Origin of the sequence: Streptomyces fructofermentans, assembly GCF_014651055.1 — a bacterium.
Lineage (GTDB): Bacteria > Actinomycetota > Actinomycetes > Streptomycetales > Streptomycetaceae > Streptomyces > Streptomyces fructofermentans.
The window spans coordinates 85458-110922 of the sequence record NZ_BMWD01000027.1; the positions used below are offsets into that span (position 1 = coordinate 85458).

The 25465-nt window shown below is 74.2% G+C and carries 22 protein-coding genes; 14 read left to right on the forward strand and 8 right to left on the reverse strand.

Annotated features, from left to right (window positions below):
- Nucleotides 1-63: 63 nt before the first annotated feature.
- The gene (locus tag IE265_RS30210) at nucleotides 64-1173 is read left to right on the forward strand and encodes an aldose epimerase family protein (protein ID WP_190038911.1); all 1110 of its coding nucleotides are present in this window, start codon (nucleotides 64-66) and stop codon (nucleotides 1171-1173) included.
- Between the two features lie 78 nt (nucleotides 1174-1251).
- The gene (locus IE265_RS30215) at nucleotides 1252-2895 is read left to right on the forward strand and encodes a pyridoxal phosphate-dependent aminotransferase (protein WP_229916720.1); all 1644 of its coding nucleotides are present in this window, start codon (nucleotides 1252-1254) and stop codon (nucleotides 2893-2895) included.
- 153 nt (nucleotides 2896-3048) lie between these two features.
- Here IE265_RS30215 and IE265_RS30220 read toward each other — a convergent pair whose 3' ends face one another.
- A complete protein-coding gene (locus IE265_RS30220; protein ID WP_190038912.1) occupies nucleotides 3049-3300 on the reverse strand; it encodes a hypothetical protein in 252 nt (83 codons plus the stop codon).
- A 114-nt stretch (nucleotides 3301-3414) separates the two neighbouring features.
- Here IE265_RS30220 and IE265_RS30225 point away from each other — a divergent pair, with 114 nt between their 5' ends.
- The gene (locus tag IE265_RS30225) at nucleotides 3415-4320 is read left to right on the forward strand and encodes a LysR family transcriptional regulator (RefSeq protein WP_190038913.1); all 906 of its coding nucleotides are present in this window, start codon (nucleotides 3415-3417) and stop codon (nucleotides 4318-4320) included.
- A gap of 25 nt (nucleotides 4321-4345) precedes the next feature.
- On the opposite strand, the gene arfA is transcribed toward IE265_RS30225, so the two are convergent.
- From arfA to IE265_RS30250, 5 genes are all read right to left on the reverse strand, one after another.
- Nucleotides 4346-5860 (reverse strand): arabinosylfuranosidase ArfA, encoded by a 1515-nt coding sequence (gene arfA, locus IE265_RS30230; RefSeq protein ID WP_190038914.1) that lies wholly within the window; start codon nucleotides 5858-5860, stop codon nucleotides 4346-4348.
- A gap of 268 nt (nucleotides 5861-6128) precedes the next feature.
- Nucleotides 6129-6983 carry an SMP-30/gluconolactonase/LRE family protein gene (locus tag IE265_RS30235; RefSeq protein WP_190038915.1) on the reverse strand — a complete coding sequence of 285 codons (855 nt, stop codon included), beginning with the start codon at nucleotides 6981-6983 and terminating at the stop codon, nucleotides 6129-6131.
- Complete coding sequence (locus tag IE265_RS30240; RefSeq protein WP_190038916.1) at nucleotides 6980-7753, reverse strand: IclR family transcriptional regulator; 774 nt, start codon at nucleotides 7751-7753, stop codon at nucleotides 6980-6982. The genes IE265_RS30235 and IE265_RS30240 overlap by 4 nt, the downstream gene beginning before the upstream one ends.
- A 416-nt stretch (nucleotides 7754-8169) precedes the next feature.
- Complete coding sequence (locus IE265_RS30245; RefSeq protein ID WP_190038917.1) at nucleotides 8170-9414, reverse strand: PucR family transcriptional regulator; 1245 nt, start codon at nucleotides 9412-9414, stop codon at nucleotides 8170-8172.
- Nucleotides 9415-9416: 2 nt separating this feature from the next.
- Entirely contained in the window at nucleotides 9417-9569 is a 153-nt protein-coding gene (locus tag IE265_RS30250) for a hypothetical protein (protein WP_190038918.1), read from the reverse strand.
- A 265-nt stretch (nucleotides 9570-9834) separates the two neighbouring features.
- On the opposite strand from IE265_RS30250, the gene pgfA reads away from it, so the two are divergent.
- From pgfA to IE265_RS30300, 10 genes are all read left to right on the forward strand, one after another.
- Nucleotides 9835-10812, forward strand: a complete 978-nt coding sequence (pgfA, locus tag IE265_RS30255) for a cell envelope lipid trafficking protein PgfA (protein WP_190038919.1) — start codon at nucleotides 9835-9837, stop codon at nucleotides 10810-10812.
- A 508-nt stretch (nucleotides 10813-11320) separates the two neighbouring features.
- Nucleotides 11321-12472, forward strand: coding sequence for a glycosyltransferase family 4 protein (locus tag IE265_RS30260; RefSeq protein ID WP_190038920.1), 1152 nt, complete (start codon nucleotides 11321-11323; stop codon nucleotides 12470-12472).
- Nucleotides 12469-13233, forward strand: a complete 765-nt coding sequence (locus IE265_RS30265; protein ID WP_190038921.1) for a class I SAM-dependent methyltransferase — start codon at nucleotides 12469-12471, stop codon at nucleotides 13231-13233. The genes IE265_RS30260 and IE265_RS30265 overlap by 4 nt, the downstream gene beginning before the upstream one ends.
- On the forward strand, nucleotides 13230-17810 hold the full coding sequence (locus IE265_RS30270) for an alpha-(1->3)-arabinofuranosyltransferase (RefSeq protein WP_190038960.1): 4581 nt from the start codon (nucleotides 13230-13232) through the stop codon (nucleotides 17808-17810). Before IE265_RS30265 ends, IE265_RS30270 begins: the two co-directional genes overlap by 4 nt.
- On the forward strand, nucleotides 17807-19129 hold the full coding sequence (locus IE265_RS30275) for a condensation protein (protein ID WP_190038922.1): 1323 nt from the start codon (nucleotides 17807-17809) through the stop codon (nucleotides 19127-19129). Before IE265_RS30270 ends, IE265_RS30275 begins: the two co-directional genes overlap by 4 nt.
- Entirely contained in the window at nucleotides 19126-19869 is a 744-nt protein-coding gene (locus IE265_RS30280; RefSeq protein ID WP_190038923.1) for a class I SAM-dependent methyltransferase, read from the forward strand. Before IE265_RS30275 ends, IE265_RS30280 begins: the two co-directional genes overlap by 4 nt.
- A gap of 2 nt (nucleotides 19870-19871) precedes the next feature.
- On the forward strand, nucleotides 19872-20801 hold the full coding sequence (locus IE265_RS30285; RefSeq protein WP_190038924.1) for a hypothetical protein: 930 nt from the start codon (nucleotides 19872-19874) through the stop codon (nucleotides 20799-20801).
- Nucleotides 20791-21069 carry a Trm112 family protein gene (locus tag IE265_RS30290; protein ID WP_190038925.1) on the forward strand — a complete coding sequence of 93 codons (279 nt, stop codon included), beginning with the start codon at nucleotides 20791-20793 and terminating at the stop codon, nucleotides 21067-21069. The genes IE265_RS30285 and IE265_RS30290 overlap by 11 nt, the downstream gene beginning before the upstream one ends.
- A complete protein-coding gene (locus tag IE265_RS30295) occupies nucleotides 21066-21899 on the forward strand; it encodes an FkbM family methyltransferase (protein WP_190038926.1) in 834 nt (277 codons plus the stop codon). The genes IE265_RS30290 and IE265_RS30295 overlap by 4 nt, the downstream gene beginning before the upstream one ends.
- Nucleotides 21865-22470, forward strand: a complete 606-nt coding sequence (locus tag IE265_RS30300; RefSeq protein ID WP_373303061.1) for a hypothetical protein — start codon at nucleotides 21865-21867, stop codon at nucleotides 22468-22470. The genes IE265_RS30295 and IE265_RS30300 overlap by 35 nt, the downstream gene beginning before the upstream one ends.
- Here IE265_RS30300 and IE265_RS30305 read toward each other — a convergent pair.
- Complete coding sequence (locus IE265_RS30305) at nucleotides 22454-23359, reverse strand: ATP-grasp domain-containing protein (protein ID WP_373303062.1); 906 nt, start codon at nucleotides 23357-23359, stop codon at nucleotides 22454-22456. The two genes, IE265_RS30300 and IE265_RS30305, sit on opposite strands and share 17 nt — an antisense overlap.
- 155 nt (nucleotides 23360-23514) lie before the next feature.
- Between IE265_RS30305 and IE265_RS30310 the strand changes: the two genes are divergently transcribed.
- A complete protein-coding gene (locus tag IE265_RS30310) occupies nucleotides 23515-24615 on the forward strand; it encodes a MerR family transcriptional regulator (protein WP_190038928.1) in 1101 nt (366 codons plus the stop codon).
- A 33-nt stretch (nucleotides 24616-24648) separates the two neighbouring features.
- On the opposite strand, the gene IE265_RS30315 is transcribed toward IE265_RS30310, so the two are convergent.
- The gene (locus IE265_RS30315; RefSeq protein WP_190038929.1) at nucleotides 24649-25413 is read right to left on the reverse strand and encodes a Type 1 glutamine amidotransferase-like domain-containing protein; all 765 of its coding nucleotides are present in this window, start codon (nucleotides 25411-25413) and stop codon (nucleotides 24649-24651) included.
- Between the last annotated feature and the right edge of the window lie 52 nt (nucleotides 25414-25465).

A 25465-nucleotide genomic window follows, 5' to 3' on the forward strand; every position in this document is an offset into this window, starting at 1 on the left:
GCCTCGCGGGCTTGCCGCCCGCGGGGCCCCTTTCCGCTGCGCCAGACAGGAACGATCCGCGCCATGGAGGACGGGAATCCGGTGAAGGAAGTGTTCGGCGAACTCGCCGACGGAACGACGGTCCACCGCTGGTCGCTGGAGAACGGCGGCGTCCGGCTGAAGGTCCTGTCGTACGGCGGGATCGTGCAGTCGCTGGAACTGCCCGACCGGCACGGACGGTACGCCGACGTGTCGCTCGGATTCGCCTCGCTCGCCGGCTACGAGACGTCGAGCCCGTACTTCGGCGCCCTGATCGGCCGCTACGGCAACCGCGTCGCCGGGGGCCGCTTCACGCTGGACGGCGAGGAGTACCGGCTCCCCGTGAACGACGGCGGGAACAGCCTGCACGGCGGCCCCGCGGGCTTCGACCGCCGGGTGTGGGACGTGGAGGAGTTCACGGCGGGCCCGGACAGGGGCCTGGTGCTGCGCCGCACCAGTGCCGACGGCGAGATGGGCTACCCGGGCGCGCTGGCGGTGCGGGTCGCCTACACCCTCACCGCGGACGGCGAGTGGCGCATCGACTACGAGGCGACCACCGACCGGCCCACGGTCGTGAACCTCACCCACCACGTGTACTGGAACCTCGCGGGCGAGTCCTCGGGCTCGGTCCACGGGCACGAACTGACGGTGGCCGCGTCCCGCTACACACCGGTCGGCCCCGGCCTCGTCCCCACCGGAGAGCAGGCCGGCGTCGTGGGAACCGCCTTCGACTTCCGAACGCCGCGGACCTTCGGCGAGGCACTGCGGCACCCGGACCCCCAGCTCCGGCACGCCGGGGGCATCGACCACAACCTGGTCCTCGACAAGGGGGCCACCGGGCGGCCCGAGCACGTGGCGACCCTGCGGGACCCGGTCTCGGGGCGCACGCTGAGGCTCTCGACCACGGAACCCGGACTCCAGGTGTACGGCGGCAACGGCCTCGACGGCACCCTCGTGGGGCCCGGCGGCCACGCGTACCGCGCCGGTGACGCACTGTGCCTGGAGACCCAGCACTTCCCCGACTCGCCCAACCGGCCCGGCTTTCCGTCGACCGTGCTCCGACCGGGCGAAACGTACAGATCGACGACCGTCCACTCGTTCGGCGCGGGGAGTTCCGAGGGGGAGCACGATCTCCCCAGGTCTCCCACGAGTTGAACACGGACACAACCCCGCCCGTACTTAGGATCGGTCCGCGCATCCCCGCGCGGGCCGCCCCTCAAGGACGGAGGGTCCATGGCCGACAGTGTCACCTCGCTGTTCCGCACCGGCGCGCACAGCCCGTCGATGGCCGCGCTGGCACGTGAGAGCGGGGAGGCGGGTCCGCTGGACTTCTGCATCCCATGCAATCCGTACTTCCCGACGCCCGCGATGTTCGACGAGCTGTCGCACCGCTTGCGCGACATCATCACGTACTACCCGAGCAGCGCGGACACCATCACCAGTGAGCTGTGCAACCTGCTCCAACTGCCCCCGCAGTGTGTGGCGATGGGCAACGGCTCCACGGAACTGATCACCTGGATCGACCATCTGCTGGTCCGGGAGTCGCTCGCCATCCCCGTCCCCACCTTCGGCCGCTGGACCGACCAGCCGCTGGAGACCGGCAAGCGCGTCGACATGTTCCCGCTCCAGGAGAGCAGCGGCTTCGCCCTCGACCCGGCGCAGTACATCCAGTTCATCCGCTCCCGGGGCACCCGGGCGGCCGTCATCTGCAACCCGAACAACCCCGACGGCGGCTTCCTGCCCCGGCAGACGATCCTGGCGTTCTGCGACGCGCTCGCGGACCTGGACCTCATCGTCATCGACGAGTCGTTCCTGGAGTTCGCCGACGCGGAGAACGAGCCCAGCATCGTCGAGGACGCGGTGATGCGCCCCAACGTCATCGTGCTGCGCAGCCTCGGCAAGAACTTCGGGCTGCACGGCATCCGGTTCGGCTACATGGTGGCCAACCCGGGCCTCGCGGGCAAGATCCGCTCGATGCTGCCCAAGTGGAACCTCAACTCCTTCGCGGAGACCGTGGTGTTCATGCTGCGGGACCACGGGCCCGAGTACGTCGAGAGCCTCCACATGGTGCGCCGGGACCGGCTCGACATGGCGCGCCAGCTCTCGGCGCTGCCCGGCCTCACGGTCTACCCGTCGCAGGGCAACTTCCTCTTCGTGCGCCTGCCCGTGGGCGCCGAGGGCACCGTGGTCAGGGACCGGCTGCTCACCGAGCACCGCATCCTGGTCCGCGAGTGCGGCAACAAGATCGGTTCGTCCAGCCGCTTCCTGCGGCTCGTGGTGCGCCCCCAGACGGACGTGCGTCGCCTGGTGTCCGGCCTGGAGTCGGTGCTCTACGGGACCAGGAGGGGAGCCGCCGCCGTGCCCGAGCTGAGCACAGGGACCAGCTACAGCTCGGGTACGGCGGCGGTGGACCGGCTCGTCACCAACGGAGCCGGCTTCCCCGGGATCGCCGCGGCCGCCAACGGGATGGTGCCCCAGCCCCAGCCCATGCAGCCGCAGCCCGTGCAACCCCCGCAGCCCCAGCCCATGCAGCCGATGCAGCCGCAGCCCATGCAGCCCCAGCCCATGCAGCAGCCGCAGCCCCAGCCGTTGGCCGCCGCCCCGCAGGGGATGCCGCCGCAGCCGCAGCAGCTGGTCTCCATGGCCAACGGGATCGTGGGGCAGCCGCAGCCGCTCACCGCGGCGCAGGCGCGCGGTACGACGGGCATGCCGGGCGGGCTGACGGCGGTGGCCGCCCAGGGCCAGCCGCAGGGGTTCCCGCCCCAGTCGATGCAGCAGCAGCCCGGCCCGCAGCAGGCCGTCGGCTGGCCGAGCACGGCCGGTTCCTCGAACGGCGCGGGGTGGCCGGCCGCAGGTGCGGTCAACCGGGTCGGCTGACCACCGGACCTCCCCGCCCGGACCGTCGGCGCGCGTGTCCCCGCTCCCTCCCGTGGGGGGGCGGGGACACGGCTGTCAGGGGCGCCGGTGTCGGCGCGGGCGGTGGGACGCGACGTGCGGTGGGCCCCGGCCGGACCGCACCGGCCCGCCGGCTCACGGGCGCCGCACGGCCCCGGACCGGGACACGGCGGCGGCCCGCCGGACGGGCCCGCCGCGCGAGACGACGCGCGTCCCGCGGGCGTCCACCGCACGCACCTGGAGCGAACCGCAGCCGCAGCGCACCCACACGGTGAGGCCTGCCGCGGTGCCGTGCCGGGAGACCACCTCGAACGGTTCGGCGCGGTCCGGCCATCCGCAGTACGGGCACGCGTCGGGGCCGGGACCGCCGTGGACTGTGCTGGACATCTGTACTCCTCGCGGGGAAGCGGTGGACCGGGCGTCGCTGCACGTCCAGCGTGCGGGAGGCTTCTGTGTCCGTCCAGGTTGACTTTCCGGACCTGACCTTGAAGCGTGGCCTTCATGATTGACCTGCGTCGCCTCCATGTCCTGCGGGCCGTGGAGCACTACGGCACGGTGACCGCCGCCGCCCGCGCCCTGCACCTGACGACGTCCGCCGCCTCGCAGCAGGTGCGCCAGCTCGCGCGCGAACTGGGCGTCGACCTGCTGGAGCCGAAGGGACGCGGTGTGCGGCTGACGGTGGCGGCGCAGAGCCTGCTCACCCACGCGGACGCGATCCAGGCCCGCTGGGAACGGGCCGAGCTGGACCTGCGGGCCGACCACGCGGACCCGGCGGGACTGCTGCGGGTGAGCGGCTTCCCCACGGCCGTCTCCGTGCTGCTCGCTCCGGCGGCGGCGCGGCTGCGCGAACGCCATCCCCGGCTCGTCCTGCGCATCCAGGAGTCGGAGGTCCCGGAGAGCTTCGACCTGCTCTTCGAGGGCGAGACCGACCTGGCGGTCGTCGAGACGACCCCGCGCAACCCTCCGCCCGGCGACGCCCGGTTCGATCAGCAGCCGCTGCTGGACGACCCGTTCGACCTGGTCGTACCCGACACGCACCGGCTGGCGGGGCTCCGCCGGATCGGTCTCGCGGAGGCGGCGCGCGAGGACTGGATCGCACCGGTCGAGTCCAGCCCGTGCCGCCCGCACGTCCTCTCGGCCTGCGGCGCCGCCGGATTCACCCCCGACGTCGTCCACCACGCCCGGGACTGGAACGCGACGGCCCATCTCGTCGCACTCGGCCTCGGGGTCGCCCTGGTGCCCCGGCTCGCCCACCTGGCGCCGCACCTCCCGGTCACCCGGGTGCGCTGCACCGGCGACCCGCACCGCAAGATCCTCACCTGCACGAGGGCGGGCGGCCGCGAACGCCCCGCCGTCGCGGCCGCGTTGGAGCAGCTCCGCGAACTGGCCGCGACCGCCGTCGCCTGAGCCCCGCGCGAGCCCCTCGGTGGTGTCAGGCCAGCCGGATCATGTTCCAGGAGAGCGGCTCCAGCACGGCGGAGAGCCTGCCGTCCCGCAGGACCGTCCCGGCGGCCGCGTGCGGCGCGACCCGCTCCGGATCGTCGAGGGTGTTGCGGGCGTCCGGGTCCGCGTCGGAGAGCACGCTGTGCTCCACGAGTCCCGTCACCCCGAGCGTGCCGAGGTCCACCTCCAGCGGAAGGGGTTCCGTCCGGCCGCGGTTGACGGCGAGGACGGTGACCGAGCCGTCCTCGGCGCGCACGGCGGTGGCGTGCAGCAGGTCCGCCTCGCCGTACTTCCCCGTCACGTACGTCGGGGAGTCCACGCGTACGTCCAGGACCCGCCCGCGTCCGTGGCGCGCGGCCTGCGCGAAGGGGAAGAACGTCGTCTGCCGCCAGGCCGGGCCGCCCGGTTCGGTCATGATCGGCGCGATGACGTTGACGAGCTGCGCGAGGCAGGCCACTGCCACCCGGTCCGCGTGCCGCAGCAGCGCTATCAGGAGCGAGCCGAACACGACGGCGTCGAGCACCGAGTAGTTGTCCTCCAGCAGGCGCGGCGCCTCGGGCCAGTCCAGGGGGGCGGACGCGGCGCGCGCCTCCCACTCCGGCAGGTACCAGACGTTCCACTCGTCGAAGGAGAGGTTGATCCGCTTCTTCGACTTGAGCCGCGCGCCCACGTGGTCGCAGGTGGCGACGACGTTCTCGATGAACGACTCCATGTCGACGGCGGAGGCCAGGAAGGAGTCCAGGTCCCCGTCGGTCGGCCAGTAGTAGGCGTGCAGCGAGACGTGGTCGACGAGTTCGTACGTCTCCTCCAGGACCGTCGCCTCCCACTCGGCGAAGGTCGGCATGGCCTGGCTGGAGGAGCCGCAGGCGACCAGTTCGACGGAGGGGTCGATCTGGCGCATGGCGCGCGCGGTCTCGGCCGCGACCCGGCCGTACTCCCGCGCGGTCTTGTGCCCGGTCTGCCAGGGCCCGTCCATCTCGTTGCCGAGGCACCACAGCCGGATGCCGAACGGATCCTTGTCGCCGTGGGCGGCCCGCAGGTCGGAGAGCGCCGTCCCCGAGGGGTGGTTGGCGTACTCCAGGAGTTCCACTGCCTCCGCGACGCCCCTGGTGCCGAGGTTCACCGCCATCATCGGCTCGGCCTGCGGGCCGATCCGCCGGAGGAAGGCGATGTACTCGGACAGCCCGAAGCGGTTGGTCTCCGTGGACCGCCAGGCGAGGTCGAGCCTGCGGGGCCGCTGCTCGGCAGGACCGACGGAGTCCTCCCACTTGTAGCCGGAGACGAAGTTGCCGCCGGGGTACCGGACCGCCGTGACGCCGAGTTCGCGCACCAGGTCCAGGACGTCCCCGCGCAGCCCGGCCGCGTCGGCGGTGGGATGGTCCGGCTCGAAGATGCCGGTGTAGACGCAGCGGCCCAGGTGTTCCACGAACGAGCCGAACAAGCGGGGGTTCACCTCGCCGATGGTGAAGGCGGGGTCGAGGGTGAAGCGGGCCTTTTCCTGCATGGGTGCCTGGTTCGCCTTTCGTGAGGGGACTCCTGCGCGTCGGATGCGGGCGAGGCGGTTCGGCGCCGGCTTCGAGGTGCCCCCCGTTCTCGGCGCCGCGGGTCCGATGCCCTGCCTGACTGTTCGAGATTTCGTTGGATGCCCGCAACTTCGAACGGACCGTAGACAGGAAGCGCTTACTCGTCAATGGTTCGCGCAGGAACAGCGGCCCCCGCCCGGAGACCGGGCGGGGGCCGCTGAGGTGCCGTGCGGTGCGTCGTGCGGGCTGTCAGCCCGCGAACGGGGTCTGGGGCAGGCCCTTGCCCGCGCCGGGGACGACGAGCACCGAGCCGGCGAGCGGATGCGGTGCCTCCAGGCCCGTACGGGCCGTCGTGATGTAGAGGTCGGTCAGGCCGTCGCCGCCGAACGCGCAGGCCGTCGGGCGCGGCACGGGCAGTTCCACGACCCGGTCCAGCCTGCCGGACGGGGTGTATCGGCGGACCGCGCCGCCGTCCCAGAGGGCGACCCAGACACAGCCGTCGGCGTCGACGGTGAGGCCGTCGGGGAAGCCCGCGCCGTCCTCCACGGACACCAGGGGCCGCCTGCCGGTGGCGTGCCGGCCGTCGAAGTCGAACACGTCGACGCGCCGGGTCGGCGAGTCGATGTAGTACATGAGCCGCCCGTCGGGGCTCCAACCCGTGCCGTTGCTCACCGCGACGTCGTCGAGGACCGTCTCTGCGGTGCCGTCGGGGGCGACGCGGGAGAGGGTGCCGCCGCCCGCCGCCTCGTCGTAGCGCATGGTGCCCGCCCACAGGGCGCCGTCCGGGGCGACCGCCGCGTCGTTGGCGCGGCGGCCGGGGACGACCTCGCGGCGCAGCCACCGAAAGCCTTCGGAGCCGCCGTCGGGGCCGTACAGGCCGATGCCGTCACGGAGGTTGACGACCAGCCCGCCGCCCGCGCGCGGCTTGGCGGCGCCCACGTGCTGCCCGGTCGCCCTGACCGTGCGACGGCCCGTGTCCGGCTCGTACGTGTGGACGCGGGAGCCGAGGATGTCGATCCAGATCAGCCGCCGGCCCTCGGCGTCCCAGGTGGGGCCCTCGCCCAGGGCCGCCTCGGCCCGGACGGCCACCTCGAAGCCGTTCATACCGCGCTCCGGTGCCCGAGGCGCTCGGAGAGCTGGCCCGCCCCCTTGGCCGCGAGCTGCTCCAGCTCGACGCGGCGCTCGTCGCTCCAGCGGATCATCGGTACGGAGATGGAGAGCGCGGCGACGACGTGGCCCGCGCGGTCGCGCACCGGCGCGGCGACGCAGCTGACGTCGGGGTTCGACTCGCGGCTCTCCACCGCGACACCGCGGGACCTGATCTCCACGAGTGCCTCCCGCAGGGCGGCCGGGTCGGTGATGCTGTTCGGCGTCATCCGGACCAGGTCGGCGTCGTCCGGGATGCGCGCGCCGAGCTCGGGCTCGGGGAGCGAGGCGAGCAGCATCTTGCCCACGGAGGTGCAGTGCGCGGGCAGCCGGCGGCCGGCCGCGGACACCATGCGCACGGCGTGCGTGGAGTCCACCTTGGCGATGTAGATGACGTCGGTGCCCTCCAGGATCGCCACGTGCACGGTCTCGTCGCAGGTCTCCGCGACGGACCGGGCGACCTGCTGGCCCTCGGCGGCGAGGTCGAGCTGCTCGGAATACCTGCTCCCGAGCTGGTACGGCCGCACTCCGAGCCGGTAACGTCCCGGCTGGCCCGGCACGGGCGTGATGTACGAGCGGGCGGCGAGCGTGGTCACGAGTTCGTGCACGGTGGTGCGCGGCAGCTGGAGGCGGCGCACGATGTCGGGGGCGGAGAGCGTGCCGTCCCCGTCGAGGAAGAGCTCGAGTATGTCGAGAGCCCTGGTTACGGCAGGTACGAGGCGTCCCACAACTGGCCCCCTCCCTAGTGTTCGAAATTTCAACAGCCGATCGGCATGACGAACACAGGCTACTCACACTGTGTTTGGCCCGGCAATGGGCGGGTGCGGGCGGTTCCACGGGCCCCGGAAGGCTCCGCCCTCCGCGCCCGTCGCGTCCCCCGGGCGGCCCGAGGTGCCGAGGGCCGACGGAGGACCGGCCGTCCCGGAGCGGCGCACCCCGGGTGCCGGGGTGTCCCGGACGGCCGGAGCGGCCGGATGCCGGAGCGGCCGGGCGCCGGCGCCCGCGGCCCGGAGCTGAACTGTCCGGGGCCGCAACGGCCAGAGGGAACGCGGGTGTCGGAGCGGCTGGGTCCGGAGTCCGGGCCGGAGTGACCTCGTGCGCGGGTGGCGGTGTGCACGGCGGGCGGGGCGGGTGACCGTGGGGCTCACTGGCGGCGGGTCCGGGGGTCGCCCAGTTCTCCGCGCAGACGTTGCGCCCGCAGTACCAGTTCCAGTTCGAAGCGGCGGTCCGGGTCGTCGATCTCGTCGCCCCACAGCTCGCGGATCTGGCGCAGCCGGTACCGCACGGTCTGCGGGTGGACCCCGAGCCGGGCGGCCACCTCGGGTGCCCCGCCCCTGGTCTCCAGCCAGGCCAGCAGTGTCTCCGCGAGCCGTCGCCCGTGCGTGGGACCGCAGTGGGCGAGTGGTTCCAGGCAGCGCAGCGCGAGGTCGTCGATCAGCTCCTCCGGCTGGAGCAGCACCAGCGCCTCGGTGTGCTCGGTGCAGTACAGGACCTCCCCCGGCGGCAGCAGCCCGCGCTCCATGAGACGTACCGCCGCCTCGGCCCAGCGCAGCGACTTCGCCGCCTCGGACAGCGGCACGGGCGGACCTATGGCACCCGCCCACCCCGTCAGCGCGCGGTGCAGCAGCTCCGGACGTCCGGCCGCGTCCGGCTCGGGCACGACCATCCGGGGCTGCTCGTACTCCATGTCCAGCAGCGCCCCCTGCCCCACGGCCGGGGCGACGGCCTCGCGCGCGGGGCGCAGCAGCACCCCCACCGCCACCCTCTCGGGCAGCGGCCAGCCGATCCGCGCGGCCCGCTCGGCGAGCGCCTCGGCCGGGTCGCCCCTGTGGTGCTCGACGAGGAGCAGCTCCATCAGCCGCCGCTGGAGCCGCAGCCGCTCCCCGGCCTGCCGGGCGGCGGCCTCCGCGTAGCCGCGCACGGACTGGTCGACGAGTCCGTCCAGGTACTCGTACCCGGCGTCGACCAGCTCGTACATGGCGGGCGGCGGGATCTCCACGCGCTGTCCGATCTCCGCGAAGCGGCGCCAGGCGAGCCGTACACCGAGCCGGTACATCGCCTGGAGCGCGTCCAGGCTGCGGCCGTTCAGGCCCTCGCCGCGGCCGAAGTCCTGGAACACCTCGGGGTGGACGCGGGGCCGGCCCTCGGAGGTCTCCAGGTGCTGGACGAACACCTCGATGGCCCGCCGGATCCCGATCAGCGCCATCGGCTCGCCGGAGTCGTCGAGCACCACGGGCAGATGGGGGTACTCGTGCTGTATCTCCTGGAGGATCTCCTCGGCGAGCACGGGCGCCTCGGCCATCGCCAGCGCGGCGAACTGCCGCACCTGCAGGCGCGGTACGTCGTGCCAGGCCGAGCGCACGGTGACGGATCCCCGGCGAAGGGCCATGGTCAGCGCTCCCGGCCGGCCGTCTCGTAGGTGACGAGCGGGGTGTTGGGCTGCTCGGGGGTCGCGTCGAGCAGCGCCACGACGCCGAGGGCGGCGCCCACGGCGAGCAGGGCCGCCACCGCCGCGGTGAGCAGAGCGGCGAAGAGTCTGGACATCGCGGGTCAGCCTCTCTTTCGGAGGTCGTTCCCACCCCGGTCCACGCGTGCCGACGGCTCGCGGGCCCAGCCCCTGCGCCGCGTTCGGCGTCGCTCGGCCGGGAGGACCCCATCCGTTCCCGTCCGGCGTGCCCCAGTCTCGGCAACGCATTGACACTTCGTCAAGGGTGCGCCTACGGTTCCCGGCCCATACCGCACGTGCACCCTCCCCCAGCGTGCCGGCACGTCCTCGTGCCGTGTCACCACGAGCCTCTGGAGTGCCCGGATGCGCCGTTCTGTCACACCGCTCTCACTGGTCCTGCTGGGTCTGGGCGTGTTCCTTCTCGTCCTGGCCCCCCTGCTGGCCTGGTACGTCGAGCCACGGGCCCAGCGGACCCCCGTGGACATCGACTCGACGACCGTCTTCACCGGCACGGGCAGCTATTTCGACACGAAGGAGATCGAGACCGTCGACGACACGAGGATCACCATCACCCGCCAGGTCCGGGGTGACGTCGCCGACAGCGAGAAGAGCGGCCGGGCGGTCTGGGACGTGTCCACGTCCGTCGACACCGACGCGTCGCTGCCCGCCGCCGATCCGCACGACGCGCTCCAGTGGTCGACGGAGCGCTGGGTGACCGACCGGAAGTCGAACGCCCCGGTCCACTGCTGCGACGAGACGCCGTACTTCGAGGGCGAGGCGTACCTCAAGTTCCCCTTCGACGTGCAGAAACGCTCGTACGTCTGGTGGGACAACACCCTCGGCTCGACGGTCACCCTGGCCTACCGGGGCACGAAGAGGATCCAGGGGTACGAGGGCCTCCGGTTCACCGGCAGGGTGCCCGCCACACAGACCGGGACGCGGCTCGTGCCGGGCAGCATCGTGGGCGAGCCGGACCGCGGGCAGGTGCTCGCCGAGGAGTGGTACGCGAACCACGGCATCGAACTCGTCGCCGACCAGCGCACGGGCCGGATCATCTACGCGGCCATCGGCCCCCGCAAGACCCTCCGGGCGCCGGGCGGCGAGAAGGACGCCGCCGTGCTCCTCGACAGCCGGCGGGTCGCGTTCACCGAGCGGACCCAGAAGGAGCAGGTCGAGCTCGCCGACGCGGACAGCGGCCGGCTGCGCCTGGTGGGGACCACGCTGCCGATCGGGGCGGGTGTGGCCGGTTTCCTCCTCACCGCGCTGGGGGTCGTTTTGGTGGTACGAGGGCGTCCGCATCCCGAAACGTCCGAGAGCTCCCAGCAAACGCTCACGATGTGATGAGACGTCAGCTCCACAAAGCACCGAAATTGTCACTTCGGTGAGTAGCCGCGAGGAACGAGCGGGCGAAAACTGTCCACCCCACCCGAACACAGCCCGCCCACACCCACCGCACCAACCGGCACCCGCCACCCCTCGGCCCCGGACCCCACGACCGGCCCCGGCGGCCGAGTTCCACCGAACAGTTCCACGCGCCACCCGTCCGTACGGACGCGCTCCGCGGGACATTCAGGGTCCCGCACCGGGCGCTCCGCGGCGGAGCGGTCCCCCCACGGACCGCGACCCGGCCCGGGATGCCGGGGCCCGCACCCGAGCGGTGCGGGCCCCGCGGCCCGGCCGGACACGACCGTTCCGACCCGCCCCGACAGCCGGACCCCGCGCCGCGGGACCCGGCCGATCCACCCCACGACCTCGACCGATCCGCATCGGGAGACCCACAGGAGGAGCGCACCGAGTTCCGCCTTGAACCCCTCGCTGGTTCCGCACCCCGAGACGAGTTGGAGCACCCATGCCCCAGCACGTGCCTTCGTCGTTGCGCGCCGCCTTCCCCCGCTCCGCGCAGCGACACCCGGCGCTTCCCCCACAGCCGCGCCGTATCGTCTTCCTCGCCCGTCGCGACTTCGGCAACGACGCGGCGGGCGGCTCCGAACTCCTGGTCGACAGACTCGCCGAGGGCCTGACCCATCTCGGGCACCAGGTCACCCTGCTGTGCGGGGGTCCGGCCGCGTACCGCGACTACCGCGTGGTGTCGGCGGGCGGCGACCTCGGCCACTACGTACGCGCACGATCCGCGTTCCAGCGGCAGGTCGGCGACTGCGACCTGCTCGTCGAGGTGTGCAACGGCATGCCCTACCTCGCCCCGCTGTGGCACCGCGGCCCCACACTCTGCCTGGTCAACCACGTGCACACCGACCTGTGGCGGATGCGGTTCGGCGGGCCGCTGGCGCCCGCCGCCCGGCTGGGGCGAAGACTTGAGCACTGGGCCCTGGCGGGTGCGCAGCGCCACGGCCTGCTGGTGGCCGTCTCCCCCTCGACGGCCCACGCGCTGCGCGCGATCGGGGTCGACCGCGAACGCATCCGTGTGGTGCACAACGGTGTCGAGGAGCCCGGCCCGCCGGCCGGGCGGTCGCCCGAGCCGCTGTTCCTCGCGATGGGGCGGCTCGTCGAGTACAAGCGCATCGATCTGCTGCTGCGGCTGTGGGAGCGGGTCCGCCCGGTCACCGGCGGGCGGCTGGTGATCGTCGGCGACGGGCCCGAACGGGAGCGTCTTGAGCGGCTCGCGGGCCCGGGCGTCGAGTTCACCGGGCATGTCTCCGAGGCCGAGAAGCACCGTCTGCTCTGTGCCGCCTGGCTGCTGCTGCACCCCTCCGCCGTCGAGGGCTGGGGCCTGGTGGTGACGGAGGCGGCGGCCCGCGAGACACCCGCGATCGCCTTCGACGTGCCCGGCCTGCGCGACTCGGTCGCGGACGGCGAGACGGGCCTGCTCGCCCGCGGCGAGTCCTCCTTCGCGGCGGCCTGGTGCACCCTGGCCCTGTCGTCCCACCGCCGGGCCCTGATGGGCAGGGCGGCCGGCGAGCGGGCCGCCCAGTACCGCTGGCACCGCACGGTCCGCCAGTTCCGGGCGGTCGCCGCGGAGGCGGTGAGGGGCTGGACGCCATGAGTTCTCCCACACGCGGGGACACGGGCGGCGGGACGGGGTTCAAGGACCCCTCCGTCCGCCGCTCGCTTGCCCTCTTCCGCGCCTTCCGCCGTGAACAGGACGACCCCGGGGCGTGCTACTCGCTCCTGGCGCGGGACGCCGTCGGCCAGGTGGAGGCGTACGACGGTCCGGTGCGGGACCGGATCGTCGTCGACATCGGCGGCGGTGGCGGCTGGTTCACCGAGGAGTTCCGCCGGCGCGGCGCGCACGGCTACCTCTTCGAGCCGGACGCCGGGGAGTTGGGCCCCAAGCCGCCGGAGGGTGCCGTCGTCGCCGACGGCTATCTGCTGCCGCTCGCCGACGGGGTGGCCGACGTCTGCTTCTCGTCCAACGTGCTGGAGCACGTGGCCGACCCGCAGACCTTCCTCAGCGAGATGGTCCGGGTCACCCGGCCCGGCGGTCTGATCTACGTGTCGTTCACCAACTGGCTGTCCCCGTGGGGCGGCCACGAGTGGGCGCCCTGGCACTACCTGGGCGCCGAGCGGGCCCGTGCCCGCTACCGGCGCCGCACGGGACGGCCCGCGAAGCACACCCTCGGCGAGAACCTGTTCGCCGTGCACATCGGCCCCACCCTGCGGCAGGTGCGCGCCCGCGACGACGTCACGGTCGTCTCGGCGCGCTCCCGCTACTGGCCGTTCCTCGCCCAGGCCGTCGCGAAGGCGCCGGGGCTGCGCGAGTTCGCCACCTGGAACCTCCTCCTCATCCTCCGGCGGTGTCCATGACCAGCACGGTCCAGGCTCCTCCCCCTGCGACGACCCGCACCCCCGCCACGGCGTCCGGGCCCCCGGAGGGGCCGCGGTCGCGGCGGTGGCTGCTGGGGTTCTGGGCCGTGGTGTTCGTGCTCTTCCTGGCCGTGCAACCGGGCCGGGCGACGTTCGAGACCAAGCTCGGCGTGGCACTCGACCCGTGGCAGTTCCTCGCCGACCTGGGCCAGTTGTGGCACGACCGGGGCGGTTTCGGCGGCATCGCCGACCAGTACGTCGGCTACGCCTTCCCGATGCTGCCGTACTACGGCCTGGCCGACCTGATCAACCTCCCGGTGTGGCTGGCCGAGCGGCTGTGGCTGTCGCTCGTGGTGACCACCGCGTTCTGGGGGGCACTGCGGCTCGCCGAGCGGCTGGGTGTCGGCACCGGCGCGTCCCGGCTGCTCGGCGCGCTCGCTTACGCGCTGTGGCCGGTGTTCACGATCGTCGTCGGTTCGACCTCGGCCGCCGCGCTGCCCGGGGCGCTGCTGCCCTGGGTGCTGCTGCCGCTGACGGACGCGCGCCACAGCGCCCGGGTCGCCGCGCTGCGTTCGGCGCTGCTCATCCCCTTCATGGGCGGTGTCAACGCCGCGGCGACCCTCGCGTCCCTGCTGCCGGTGGGTCTCTACCTGCTGTCCCGTCCCGGGGGGCCGCGGCGGCGCAAGCTGATCACCTGGTGGGTCCCCGGTGTGGTCCTGGCGACGGCGTGGTGGGTCGTCCCGCTGCTGCTGCTGGGCGTCTACGGCGAGAACTTCCTTCCGTACGTGGAGAGCGCGCGGACCACCACGGACACCATGGCGGCCACGGAGGCGCTGCGCGGCGCCGGGAACTGGGTCGCCTACCTGCACTTCGGCGAGGCCTGGCTGCCCGCCGGCTGGACCGTGGCGACCTCGGCGGTCGTGATCGTGTCCTCGGCCCTCGCGGCGGGCATCGGCCTCGCGGGGCTGGCCCGGCGCGACCTGCCCGAGCGGCGCTGGCTGGTGCTGACCGTGCTGTCGGTCGCGCTCGTCACGCTGGCCGGGTACGGCGGATCGCTGGGGGCGCCCTTCCACGGCACGGTCCAGAGCTGGCTGGACGGCGGCCTCGTACCGTTCCGCAACATCTACAAGTTCCAGACGGGGCTGGCGCTCGCGCTGGCCCTCGGGCTGGCGCACCTGGTGGGCGTGGCCGCCGAGAGCCGGGGCGCCCGTCCCGTGCGCGGCCGGCGGCACGCGGCGCTGATCGCCGCCGTCCTGGTGCTTCCCGGGCTGGCCTGGCCCTACCTCAACGGGTCGATCCTGCAGCCGGGTTCCTTCCAGCGGCTGCCCCAGTACTGGGAGTCGACCGCGGGCTGGCTGAAGAAGTACTCGCCGGACTCGCGCGCCCTCGTGGTGCCCGCCACCGCGCACGGCATCTACACCTGGGGCTCGCCCATCGACCAGCCGCTCGACGTCCTCGCCGAGTCCCGCTGGGCCCAGCGGGACTACGTGCCGTTCGGCACGCCGGGCAACCGGCGGGCGATGGACGCGGTCGAGCAGTCCCTGCTGACGGGCGGCCGCGTCCCGGGACTCGCGGACTACCTGGGCCGCGCCGGACTCCACTACGTCGTCGTCCGCAACGACCTCGATCCGGACCAGCTCGGCCATGTGCCGACGACGACCGTCAAACGGACCCTGGAGGAGTCGGGCTTCCGGCGCGTGACCGGGTTCGGCCCGGTGATGACCGGTGGGCGCATCGCGGAGAACACGCCCCTGCAGATCGAGGGGCTGTACCCGCGTCAGCGGGCCGTCGAGATCTACGAGCCGACGGGCGCGGACGTGCGGCGGCCGGGCCAGGCGGGGCTGAGGGCGGTCGCCGACACGGCCGTCGTCTCCGGCGGGCCCGAGGCGCTGCTGCCGCTGGCCGCCGACCCGGGGATGCGGGACCGGGCCGCCGTGCTGACCGGCGACAACACACCCGGCCTCGGCACCCCCGCCCTCCAGGTGCTGGGCGACGGACTGCGGCGCGCCGACACCCGGTTCGGCCTGGTCAACGCCAACACCTCGTACACGTACACGCGTGACGAGCGCAACCACGACGGCAGCTTCCAGGACGCCGGGGAGAAGCCGCACCAGATCCTGCCGACGACGGGGGTCCGCCACCAGACGGTGGCGGAGCTGCGCGGCGCGCGTTCGGTGACCGCTTCGTCGAGCGGCAACTGGCTGTTCCATCTGCCGCAGTACGACCCGGTGAACGCCTTCGACGGCAATCCGGACACCGCGTGGGCCGAGGGCTCGGCGGGGTCGGCCGACGGGGAGTGGCTGCGGATCGCCTTCACCGACACGACGGACGTCCCGTCCTCGATCCGGGTGACGCCGCTGCCGCAGGACAGCGTGCGGTCCGCGGCCACCCGGGTGCGGGTGGAGACGGAGCGCGGCTCCGAGACGAGCCATCTGCGCCCGGACGGCACCCGGCAGCGGATCAAGGCCCCGGCCGGTCCGACGGACTGGCTGAGGATCACCGTCGTCGACTCGGTGGCCCGGCACTCCGGCCTGTCCGGCGCGGGCTTCTCCGAGGTCGACGTCCCGGACGTGCAGGTCACGCGGATGCTGCGGCTGCCGACGGACGCCTCGCGCACCGACGCGGCCGCCGAGGTCGTCTCGCTCCACCGGCCGTCCGACCCGGGCGGCTTCTCCCCGACGGGCACGGAGGCGGGGCTGCACCGCCGTTGGACCTCCGAGTCGGCGGGCACGTACGAGGTGCGGGCGAGTGCCGTCCCGGTGCCGGGTGAGGCGTTCGACCGCCTCCTCTACGAGGTGGCTCCTGACCAGGTGGACCGGATCACCGCGACCGCCGACTCGACCGCCCGGCTCGGCACCGGTCTCTCGCCGCGCAATCTGACCGACGGCGACCTGACCACGGCGTGGATCGCCGGGGACCGCCCGACGATCCATCTGAGCTGGCCGGGCAAGCAGGCCGTCGACGAGCTGGTGCTCGCGCCGGCCGGCGGCCTGTCCACCCGGCCCACCGAGGTCAGCATCGGCTCGCCGGACGGCGCCGCGATCGCCGCGGTCGACGAGAACGGGGCCGTCCACTTCGATGCGATCACCACGGACCGGCTGGACATCACCGTCACCGACACCGCGCCGATGACGGTCCACAACCCGCTCGCCGACGAGGACCTGCAACTGCCGGTCGGCCTGACCGAGGCGTACGTGCCGGCGCTGGACCAGTACCGCACGCCGCAGCCCCGCTCGTCGCGGACCTTCGAGGTGCCCTGCGGCAAGGGGCCCGCCCTGGCCGTCGACGACGAGTTGTACGAGACCGCCGCGAAGGGGACCGTCGCGGACCTGGTGGAGCGGCGGCCCATCGAGCTGACGCTCTGCCAGGAGGGGCGCGAGGAGCCCTCGTTGTCCCTGGGCTCCGGTTCGCACCGGGTCGAGGCGGGCGACGCGGGGCCGCTGGCGGTCACCGATGTGACGCTCACCCGCGGCACGGTCGCCGCGCCGGCCCAGCTCGACCGGGAGCTGGGGATACGGGACTGGCTGGGCGACCGGCGGGAGGTGACCGTCGGCTCGGGCCCGGCCGCCTATCTGACGATGTACGAGAACTTCAACGACGGCTGGAAGGCCACGCTCAACGGCGACGAGCTGAAGCCCGTACGGCTCGACGGCTGGCAGCAGGGCTGGCGGATCCCGCGCGACGAGGCCGGCACGGTGAAGCTCTCGTACGAGCCGTCCGTGCTGTACGAGGCCGGGCTGATCGGCGGCGGCGTCGCGGTGCTGGCGCTGGCCGGGCTGGCGCTGTACCGACGGAGGGAACCGGACGGCGACGAGCCCTCGCCGGCGCCGCCGGCGCCCGGCCCGGTCCTGGGCACGGTGGCGCTCACCGCGGTCGGGATCGTGGTCGCCGGTGTTCTCGCCCTGCTGGTGCCCGCCCTCGCGCTCCTGGCGCGACGGCGGCACACCCTGCTGGTGCCCCTCGCGTTCCTCGCGATGGCGGGGGCGGGGATCGTGGCCGCCGCGGGGGCCGGGGAGCCGGCCGCCGAGGGCACGGGAGCGTTCGGTCCGGTGGCCCAACTGCTGGCGCTGATCGCCCTGTTCGCGGGCCTGGTGTCCGTCGGGGAGGCGTCGTACGGGCTCCGGGGCGGCCGGGCGGGCGCGCCGCCGCCCCCGGCGCCGGAGGCCGGGACCCCCGCCGCGCCGCTGCCGCACCGGGTGCGGGGAGCGAACGCGGGGCCGGGCGTGCCTCCCGTACCGGACGGCCCCCCGCCCGCACCCTACGGACCCGCCTCCGCGCCGGACGGTCCCGCGCGCCCCGAGTCCGGGCCGACCGTGTCCGCCCGCGGACCGGGCGCGCGGCGGGAGCCCGACCCGCCGACCGTGCGGTTCCCGTTCCGCAAGGGAAGGCCCGGGGCCGGCTCGGAGCAGCCCGAGGACTCGGTGCCGGACCAGCCGGACCAGCCGGAGCAGCCGAAGCAGGAAGGGCCGCGGAAGCAGGAAGGGCAGCCGGGGCAGGCGGGGCCGGAGGGACAGGCAGGCCGGGGGGAGCAGGAAAGGGGCGAGCAGCGGAAGAAGGGGGAGGGCGGACCCGGATGACCACGCTGGACCACCCGGCACGCGACGGCACCGGCGGGCCCGGGCACCCGCCCGCGCGCATCCCGTTCCCCGTGGTGGACGAGGTCGCCCGCCACTGCCTCCAGGACGAGGAGCCGGAGACCGTCCACATCGAGGTCCACCTGCCGGGCCGCCTCGATCCGGACCGGCTGCGGACGGCCTTCGCCGGGGCCCTGCGCCGCCACCCGCGGATCCTCATGCGGGAGGCGGCCGGGCCCTGGTACCGGCGACGCTACGAGTGGGAGCTGACCGAGGACCCGGACGTGGAGGCCGTCCGGTTCCCGCCGCCCGAACGGGACGCCCTCAAGCACGCCCGCGACCGCGCGCTGCGCGAGGCCCCGCCGCTGACGGCCGCGCCGCCGGTCCGGCTGGAGGCCGTCGCCGCCCCCGGGACCGGCGGAACGGTCCTGTTCCTCACCATCAACCACACCGCCCTCGACGGCCCGGCCTGTCTGCGGGTCCTCGCGACGGCCGCCGAACTGTACGGCGGGCGGGACAACTCCCCCGCGGCGCCCCCGACCCGGGCCGCGGCGCGGGCGCCCGGCGCCACCGGCACGCCCTCCACCTGGTCGCCGCCCGCCCGGGTCGCCCGCGGCACGCCCGAGCCCTCGCCCGGAAACGGGCTGCTCGTCGAGGAGTTCGCCGTCCCGCGGCGGCCCGGGGGCGCCCCGTACACCGTCAACGACCAGCTGATGGCGGCCACCGCCCTGATGATCACCCACTGGAACCGGGAGCACGGCGCCCGCCCGCGCCCCCTGCGCATCACGATGCCGGTGGACGACCGCACGCGCGGCACGGACATGCCCATCGGGAACGGGACACGGCTCGTCGAGGTCACCTTCGCGCCGGGGGAACCGGACGCCTCACGGATGCCGGAGCTGCTGCGCCGCACCGCGGAGCGGACCCGCGCCCTCAAGGGGGTCACCCGTCCCCAACTCGGGCGCGGCGCGGCCCTGCTGACCTCGCCGGTGGCGCCGGTGGCCTGGCGGGCCGCGTTCACCAGGGGCCTGCGCAGAGCCGCCGGGCCGTGGACGTCGACCGTCCTGCTGAGCAACATCGGGCGCATTCCGTACGCGCTCGACTTCGGCGAGGAGGCCGGGCGCGCGAGCGCGGTGTGGTTCTCCGCGCCGGCCCGGATGCCGCGCGGGCTGACGGTCACGACCGCCTCCACGGCAGGCCGGCTGCACGTGGCGTTCCGCTGGTCCCGGACCCTGCTGAGCCACGGGGACGGCTCCCATCTGCGCGACCTCTTCGAGCACTACCTGCACGCGACGGAACACGCCACGGAGAGTGCCCCATGACGACCGCTCCGACCCGCCGGCCCCCGCACGGACTGCGGGACTTCTACGAGGACCCGGCCGTCCCGGTCGCCTCCGGCGCACCCCGCAGCCTGCGCCAGGCCCGGATGCTGGCCGCCGCCCTCGGCCCGGCGACGGCGTCGGGGCCGCGCACCGTCCTCGACATCGGCTGCGGCGACGGCACCGCCGCCTCGACGGCCGCGCCGCTGCTCGCCGGTCACCGCATCGTCGGCGTCGACTGGTCCCAGGACGCGCTGCGCCGCGCGCACACCCGCCTGCCGGCCGCGGTGCGCGGCGAACTCACGGACGGCGGCCTGCCGTTCAGGTCCGCGTCCGCCGACGCCGTGCTGTTCAGCGAGGTGGTCGAACACCTCGTGGACCCGGACGCGGCACTCGACGAGATCCACCGGGTCCTGCGCCCGGGAGGCCATCTGATGCTCTCCACGCCCAACTTGGCGGCCTGGTACAACCGGGCCCTGCTCCTCGCCGGGGTCCAGCCCGTCTTCTCCGAGGTGAGCCTGCGCGCGATCCACGGCCGCCCCGGCACGGAGGTGGTGGGCCATCTGCGGCTCTACACCCCGCGCGCGCTGCGGGAGTTCGTGGCCGCCTCGGGCTTCGAGGTCGTGGGGCTGCGGGGAGCCCCGTTCCACGGGGTGCCGCGCCCGCTGCGCCCGCTGGACCGGCTGGCCTGCGCCGTCCCGTCCGTGGCGTCGATCCTGCTGCTGCACGCGCGAAGGACGTAGCCATGTGGTGGGGAGTGGCCGCGGCCCTGCTGGCGAACGTCCTCTACAGCACGGGATTCGTCCTGGAGAAACGGGCTCTCGCGGCCATGCCGGAGGTGACCGTGCGACGGCCCCTGCGGCTGCTGCGGCTGGTTGTCGGCAGCCCGCTCTGGATCGGCGGCTCCCTGTCCCTCGCGGCCGGCTTCGCCGCACAGCTCGTCGTCTACCGCACCCTGCCGATCGCCGCCGCGCAGGGCATCTTCGTCTCCGGGCTGGTGCTGCTCGTCCTGCTGTCCTCGACCCTGCTCGGCGAGGAGACCTCGGGGCGCGAACGGTACGCGCTCGGCGCGATCCTGCTCGCCCTGCTCATGGTGGTGCTGTCGCTGAAGGAGGGCTCGGACACCGTCGGCGGCGACGCCCCGGCACCGCTGGTCCTGCTGGTCTGCGTACCGTCGCTGGCGCTCGGCGTCTGGCTGTACGGGTCCGCGGAGCGCCGCGCCAGGCACCGGCACCGGATGCCGACGACGGGCGTCGAGTACGGCGTGGCGGTGGGCCTGCTGTACGGGGTCAGCTCGCTGGCCATCAAGGGCGTGTCGGGCCACCTCACGACGAGCGGGCCGGGCGGCGCGGTGCTCGGTCTGCTCCGCTCCCCGTACCCCTATCTCCTGCTCTTCACGGGCGCGTTCGGCCTCGTCATGTCGCAGGCGGCCCTGCAGCGCTGCCGGGCCTCGCTCATCGTGCCGGTCTGCACGACCGTGACCTGCCTGTTCACCGCGGTCCTCGGCACGCTCTCGTTCGGCGAGGCGCTGCCCGAGGAGCCGCTGCGGCTGGCCCTGCGCATCGGCGGTACGGCGCTGGCGGTCTCCGTGCTCCTCGCGATGCCCAAGCACGACCCACCGCCGAAGCCCCCGTCCCCTTCCCCCACGAGGGAGTTGACCAGCCGTGAACCCTGACGACCCGCTGCTGAGGATTCTGGCGTGCCCGCTGGACAAGGGCCCGCTGCACCTGCTCGCCGAGGAACCGGGCGGCGGCGACGCGCTCTACAACCCGCGGCTGCGGCGCCGCTACCCGATCGTCGACGGCATCCCGCAGCTCCTGCCGTCCTCGGGCGAGCAGGTGACGGAGGAGGAGCACGAGGAGCTCCTGAGCCGGCTGTCCGCCGACGGAGACCCGGGCGCCCCGCGGCGCGGCCCCCGCACTCCGGGGGCGACGGGCGCATGACACTGGCAGCGCGTCTGGCCCCGTTCGTGCCGGTGCGGATGGTCGCCGCGGCCGCCCGGCTCGTCTATCCGCGCTTCGAGCCCGAACTGGCCCGGCTCGGCGAGCTCTGCCCGCCCGACTGCGGTACCGCCGTCGACGTCGGCGGCTGGTACGGCCCGTGGACGCGCCGTCTGGCGGACCGGGCGCGGCGGGTGGTGACGGTGGAACCGGTGCCGCACCTGGCGCGGCTGCTGACGGCGGCGACGCCCGGCAACGTCCGGGTGGTGCGGGCCGCCGCGAGCGACCGCAGGGGCACCGCCCGCCTCTGGCTGCCGCCCGGCGACCAGGGCGACCGGGGGGTCTCCTCGCTGGTCCGGCGGGACATCCACGCCCGCGCGCTGGACGTCCCCTGCGTCACCCTCGACAGCCTGAACCTCCGCGAGGTCGGCTTCGTCAAGATCGACGTGGACGGCAACGAGCTGGCGGTCCTGCGGGGCGCCCGCGGCCTCCTCGCCCGCGACCGGCCCGCCCTGTTCATCGAACTGGAGGCCCGCATCCAGCCGATCGAGCCGGTCGTGGCCCACCTCGCGCGTCAGGGGTACGCGGGCTGGGTGCTGCCCGGCGACACCTGGCTGCCGCTGGCCTCGTTCGACCTGGAGGCCCACCAGGCGCACGCCTCCCACGTGGTCTCCCAGGGCCTGCTGCGCCGGGTGCTGCCCTTCCGCGGCCCGGGCTACGTCCGGTACGTGAACTCGGTGCTGTTCCTCCCGGACGGCCGGAGTCCGGACGCGCGCCGCGCCGGGCGCGTACGCCACGATGAGGGGCATGCCTCCCGCGAAGCGACCCGCTAGCCCGTTCACCCCGCTCGACTTCCAGCTCGTCCTGCTGCGGCGGATGGCGGACCACAACCCGCGGCTGCTGGAGGAGGCCCGCCACACGCTCGGCGCCTCGGCCGCCGACATGCGGGAGGCCAACCGGCGCTGGCAGGCGATGCTGCACGCGCCGCGGGGCCGGGCGGCGCTCTCCCGCTACCGGTCGGTCCTCGGCGAGCCGGAGTCGGTGACGGGACGGCGGATCGGCGACCTGTCCTGCGAGGCGTTCCGGTGGCCCGTCCCGCTCTGGCCGGAGCTGCGCTTCGAGGTGCTGGCGGCCCCGAAGGGCGTGGTGTGGAACGAGTGGCTGGTCCGCGCGCCGGGCGCCCCGGCGCCCGTGCTGCGCACGCTGGAGGACCTGGCCCCCTGGTCCTGCACGGTCGACGAGGCGGCCCGGGCGTTCGCCCCCGCCCGGCCGCTGGAGGGCACGGCGCCGACCCGGTGGGGGCTGGCGTTCGCCGCGGCGGACGGATCGGGCGTACGGCGGGAGTGCGCCGCGGAGTTCACCTGGGGACTGCTTCAGCGGGTGGCCGTCACCGGGCGGCCCTGACCGCGGCCTCCGCGACGGCCGCGGCCGAGTCCGGGTGGAGGAAGAGGAAGAAGTTGGGCTCGACGAGTTCCAGCTCCATCACGCGCGGCTGCCCGTCGTCGCCGTCGACCAGGTCGACCCGTGCGTACAGCAGCTCGGGACTGCCCGGCACGGCCGCCAACGCCTTCTCCGCGACGGCGAGTTCGGCGGGCGTCGGCTGCCAGGTCCGCAGGTCGGGGTGCGGGACCTTGTCCTCGTCGTAGGCGGTTCCCGAGGCGAGGACCGCCCCCTTGCGGATCGCGTGGAGGAAGCGCCCGCCGACGAACAACAGGGCCCGCTCCCCCGCCGTGTCGATGCTGCGCACGTACGGCTGGACCATCGCGGTCAGCCCCTCGGCGTGCATCCGCTCCAGGTGGCGCACGGCCGTGCCGTGGTCCCCGGGCAGGTAGCGGGCCGCGTAGCGGGCGCCCGCGCCGGAGGTCGGCTTGATCACGAACTCCCGGTCGGCGGGCAGTCCGGCGAGCACGCCGGCGACCGGGTCCGCCTCGTCGCCCGGGGCCAGGTAGCGGGTGTCGACGACGGGCACCCCGGCCGCCGCGAGGTCGCCCAGGTACCGCTTGTCGGTGTTCCAGCGCACCACCGCCGCCGGGTTGGCCAACGGGGCCGCCGCCCCGCAGCGTTCGGCCCACGCCACGAACTCCGCGGCCCGCCAGCTGTAGTCCCAGGTGGAGCGGATCAGCACCAGGTCGAATCCGGCCCAGTCGACGTCCGGGTCGTCCCAGACCGCCACGACGGCCTCCGCGCCCGCGTGCGCCAGCGCCCCGGCGAGCGCCGGCAGGTCCCGGTCGTACCCCGTCTCCAGCACCTCCCGGCAGGTGACGAGGGCGATTCGGGTCGTGGTGCGTGCCACTGCGGACTCCTCGTACGTGTGTCGTGCCGGATGATCCAGTCCGCAGACTAACAACCGGCCCCGGAACCGGACCGTCCCGCTTGACCTTCACCTTCGGTGAAGCCCCAGCATCGGCGGCGGGACGGGGAACGACCGGGTCACAGGAGGTCCACGGCATGGGGATGCTGACGATCGGCGCGTTCGCGAGGGCGAGCCGCCTGTCGCCCAAGGCGCTTCGGCTGTACGACGAGCTGGAGTTGCTGCGCCCCGCGCGGGTGGACCCGGGTACCGGCTACCGCTACTACGCGCCGGCTCAGCTCGAACGGGCCCGTCTGGTGGCGTGGCTGCGGCGGCTGGGGATGCCGCTGGCGGGCATCCGCGAGGTCTGCGCGCTCGAACCGGCGTCCGCCGCGCGGGAGATCCGCGCGTTCTGGGCGCGGGTCGAGGCGGAGACGGCGGCCCGCCGCGACCTGGCCGCGTTCCTCGTCGACCACCTCTCGCAGGTTCCGAGGAAGGACAGCACCATGCTGGAACTCCGTTACTGCGCCATGTCCGACACCGGGCGCGTCCGGACCGCCAACCAGGACACGGCGCACGCCGGCGCCCGGCTGCTGGCCGTCGCGGACGGCTTCGGTCCCGGCGGCAAGCCCGCGAGCAGCGCGGCCGTGGAGGCGCTGCGGTTCCTGGACGACGAACCGCTGCCCTCGGGCGGCGTCCTGAACCTGCTGGAGGACGTGCAGGGTGCCGCGCAGGCCGTCCGGGACGTCGCGGGCACGGCGGACGACGTGGGCACCACGCTCACCGCGATGCTGTGGACCGGTTCGCAACTGGCCCTGGCCCACATCGGCGACAGCCGGGCCCATCTGCTGCGCGACGGCGCGCTCTTCCTGATCACCCACGACCACACGGTGGTCCGGTCGATGGTCGACGAGGGCCGGCTGACCCCGGAGGAGGCCGCCGCGCACCCGCAGCGCCTCCTGCTGCTGAGGGCGCTGACGGGCGGCGGGAGCGGCGCCCCCGCGCCCGCCCCCGACCTCCGGCTGCACGACGCCTGTGCGGGCGACCGCTATCTGCTGTGCTCCGACGGCCTGTCCGCCGCGCTGTCCGAGGAGGCCGTCCGGGAGGTCCTGGCGACCGCGGAGGCGCCGGACGAGGCGGTGCGCGCCCTGGTCGCGGCCGCGAACGGCGCGGGCGGCCCGGACAACGTGAGCTGCGTGGTCGCCGACGTGGTGACGTGCGCGCGGCCGGAGCCGGAGGGGGACGCGGGCGGGGCGTGAGCGCGGCGCGGGGCCGCGCGGCGCCCTGACTCCTCAGCCGGGCGCGGGCAGGCGGCGCGGCTCGACGCGCTCCTCGACGGCCTTGTCGCCTTCGCGGGTGACCAGGTACGCACCCTTGCCGGGGGTCTCGGTGACGGCCTCCACGAGTTCCGTGCCGCGGTAGACCAGGCCCACGCCGTCGTCGGTGCAGTGGGTGTCCGGCAGGGTGCCGTCCCCGACGAGGCGGTGCACCAGGGGGCGGCGGCCCGGATCGGAGTCGTAGTGGACGCCGTTGCCGTACGGGAGGAAGCCCAGGGCGTTCGTGAGGGGGCGCAGTTCGGGGCCGAAGGAGTCCGTGGTGCCGCCGCGGAACCAGCAGATCGAGCCGGCGCTGACCCCGCTGAGGACGACGCCCGACCGCCAGGCCCGGCGCAGGACGCGGTCGAGGCCGTGCACGCGCCACACCGCGAGGAGGTTGGCCACCGAGCCGCCCATGACCCAGACGACGTCCTGGTCCAGGACCGCGCCCTCGACGTCGTCGAGATTGGGCATCGGGAAGAGCTGGAGGGGTGTGAGGTCGAAGCCCGCCACCCGGGCGGCCTCCGCGGTGCGGGCCGCGAAGTGCTCGGCGTCACCGATGGCCGTGCCGACGTACATGACGCGGGGGCGGCGGCCGTGGACGCCGGACAGGTCGACGGCGTGGTGCACCAGGGCGTCGAACATCACCGTGGTCCTGCCGCCGGCGCGCAGACCGCCGGAGGTGGCGAGGATGGTGGGCTCTCGTCCGTGCCGCGCGGTGGACGGGGTGGGGTCGGTCATGGGAGGGGATCTTAACGAGCCCTGCCCCGAACGCTGTTGCGAAGCGTCGCTT

What these genes read in the sequence shown, in the direction of transcription:
- IE265_RS30245 (WP_190038917.1), bottom strand. Translation starts at nt 9,414, where the DNA reads ATGGCCCTTCGCCGGGGATCCGTCACCGTGCGCTCGGCCTGGCACGAC.
- IE265_RS30310 (WP_190038928.1), top strand. Translation starts at nt 23,515, where the DNA reads ATGGGGATGCTGACGATCGGCGCGTTCGCGAGGGCGAGCCGCCTGTCG.
- IE265_RS30295 (WP_190038926.1), top strand. Translation starts at nt 21,066, where the DNA reads ATGACACTGGCAGCGCGTCTGGCCCCGTTCGTGCCGGTGCGGATGGTC.
- IE265_RS30235 (WP_190038915.1), bottom strand. Translation starts at nt 6,983, where the DNA reads ATGAACGGCTTCGAGGTGGCCGTCCGGGCCGAGGCGGCCCTGGGCGAG.
- IE265_RS30275 (WP_190038922.1), top strand. Translation starts at nt 17,807, where the DNA reads ATGACCACGCTGGACCACCCGGCACGCGACGGCACCGGCGGGCCCGGG.
- IE265_RS30280 (WP_190038923.1), top strand. Translation starts at nt 19,126, where the DNA reads ATGACGACCGCTCCGACCCGCCGGCCCCCGCACGGACTGCGGGACTTC.
- IE265_RS30315 (WP_190038929.1), bottom strand. Translation starts at nt 25,413, where the DNA reads ATGACCGACCCCACCCCGTCCACCGCGCGGCACGGACGAGAGCCCACC.
- arfA (WP_190038914.1), bottom strand. Translation starts at nt 5,860, where the DNA reads ATGCAGGAAAAGGCCCGCTTCACCCTCGACCCCGCCTTCACCATCGGC.
- IE265_RS30225 (WP_190038913.1), top strand. Translation starts at nt 3,415, where the DNA reads ATGATTGACCTGCGTCGCCTCCATGTCCTGCGGGCCGTGGAGCACTAC.
- IE265_RS30300 (WP_373303061.1), top strand. Translation starts at nt 21,865, where the DNA reads ATGAGGGGCATGCCTCCCGCGAAGCGACCCGCTAGCCCGTTCACCCCG.
- IE265_RS30250 (WP_190038918.1), bottom strand. Translation starts at nt 9,569, where the DNA reads ATGTCCAGACTCTTCGCCGCTCTGCTCACCGCGGCGGTGGCGGCCCTG.
- IE265_RS30270 (WP_190038960.1), top strand. Translation starts at nt 13,230, where the DNA reads ATGACCAGCACGGTCCAGGCTCCTCCCCCTGCGACGACCCGCACCCCC.
- pgfA (WP_190038919.1), top strand. Translation starts at nt 9,835, where the DNA reads ATGCGCCGTTCTGTCACACCGCTCTCACTGGTCCTGCTGGGTCTGGGC.
- IE265_RS30210 (WP_190038911.1), top strand. Translation starts at nt 64, where the DNA reads ATGGAGGACGGGAATCCGGTGAAGGAAGTGTTCGGCGAACTCGCCGAC.
- IE265_RS30215 (WP_229916720.1), top strand. Translation starts at nt 1,252, where the DNA reads ATGGCCGACAGTGTCACCTCGCTGTTCCGCACCGGCGCGCACAGCCCG.
- IE265_RS30220 (WP_190038912.1), bottom strand. Translation starts at nt 3,300, where the DNA reads ATGTCCAGCACAGTCCACGGCGGTCCCGGCCCCGACGCGTGCCCGTAC.
- IE265_RS30265 (WP_190038921.1), top strand. Translation starts at nt 12,469, where the DNA reads ATGAGTTCTCCCACACGCGGGGACACGGGCGGCGGGACGGGGTTCAAG.
- IE265_RS30285 (WP_190038924.1), top strand. Translation starts at nt 19,872, where the DNA reads ATGTGGTGGGGAGTGGCCGCGGCCCTGCTGGCGAACGTCCTCTACAGC.
- IE265_RS30260 (WP_190038920.1), top strand. Translation starts at nt 11,321, where the DNA reads ATGCCCCAGCACGTGCCTTCGTCGTTGCGCGCCGCCTTCCCCCGCTCC.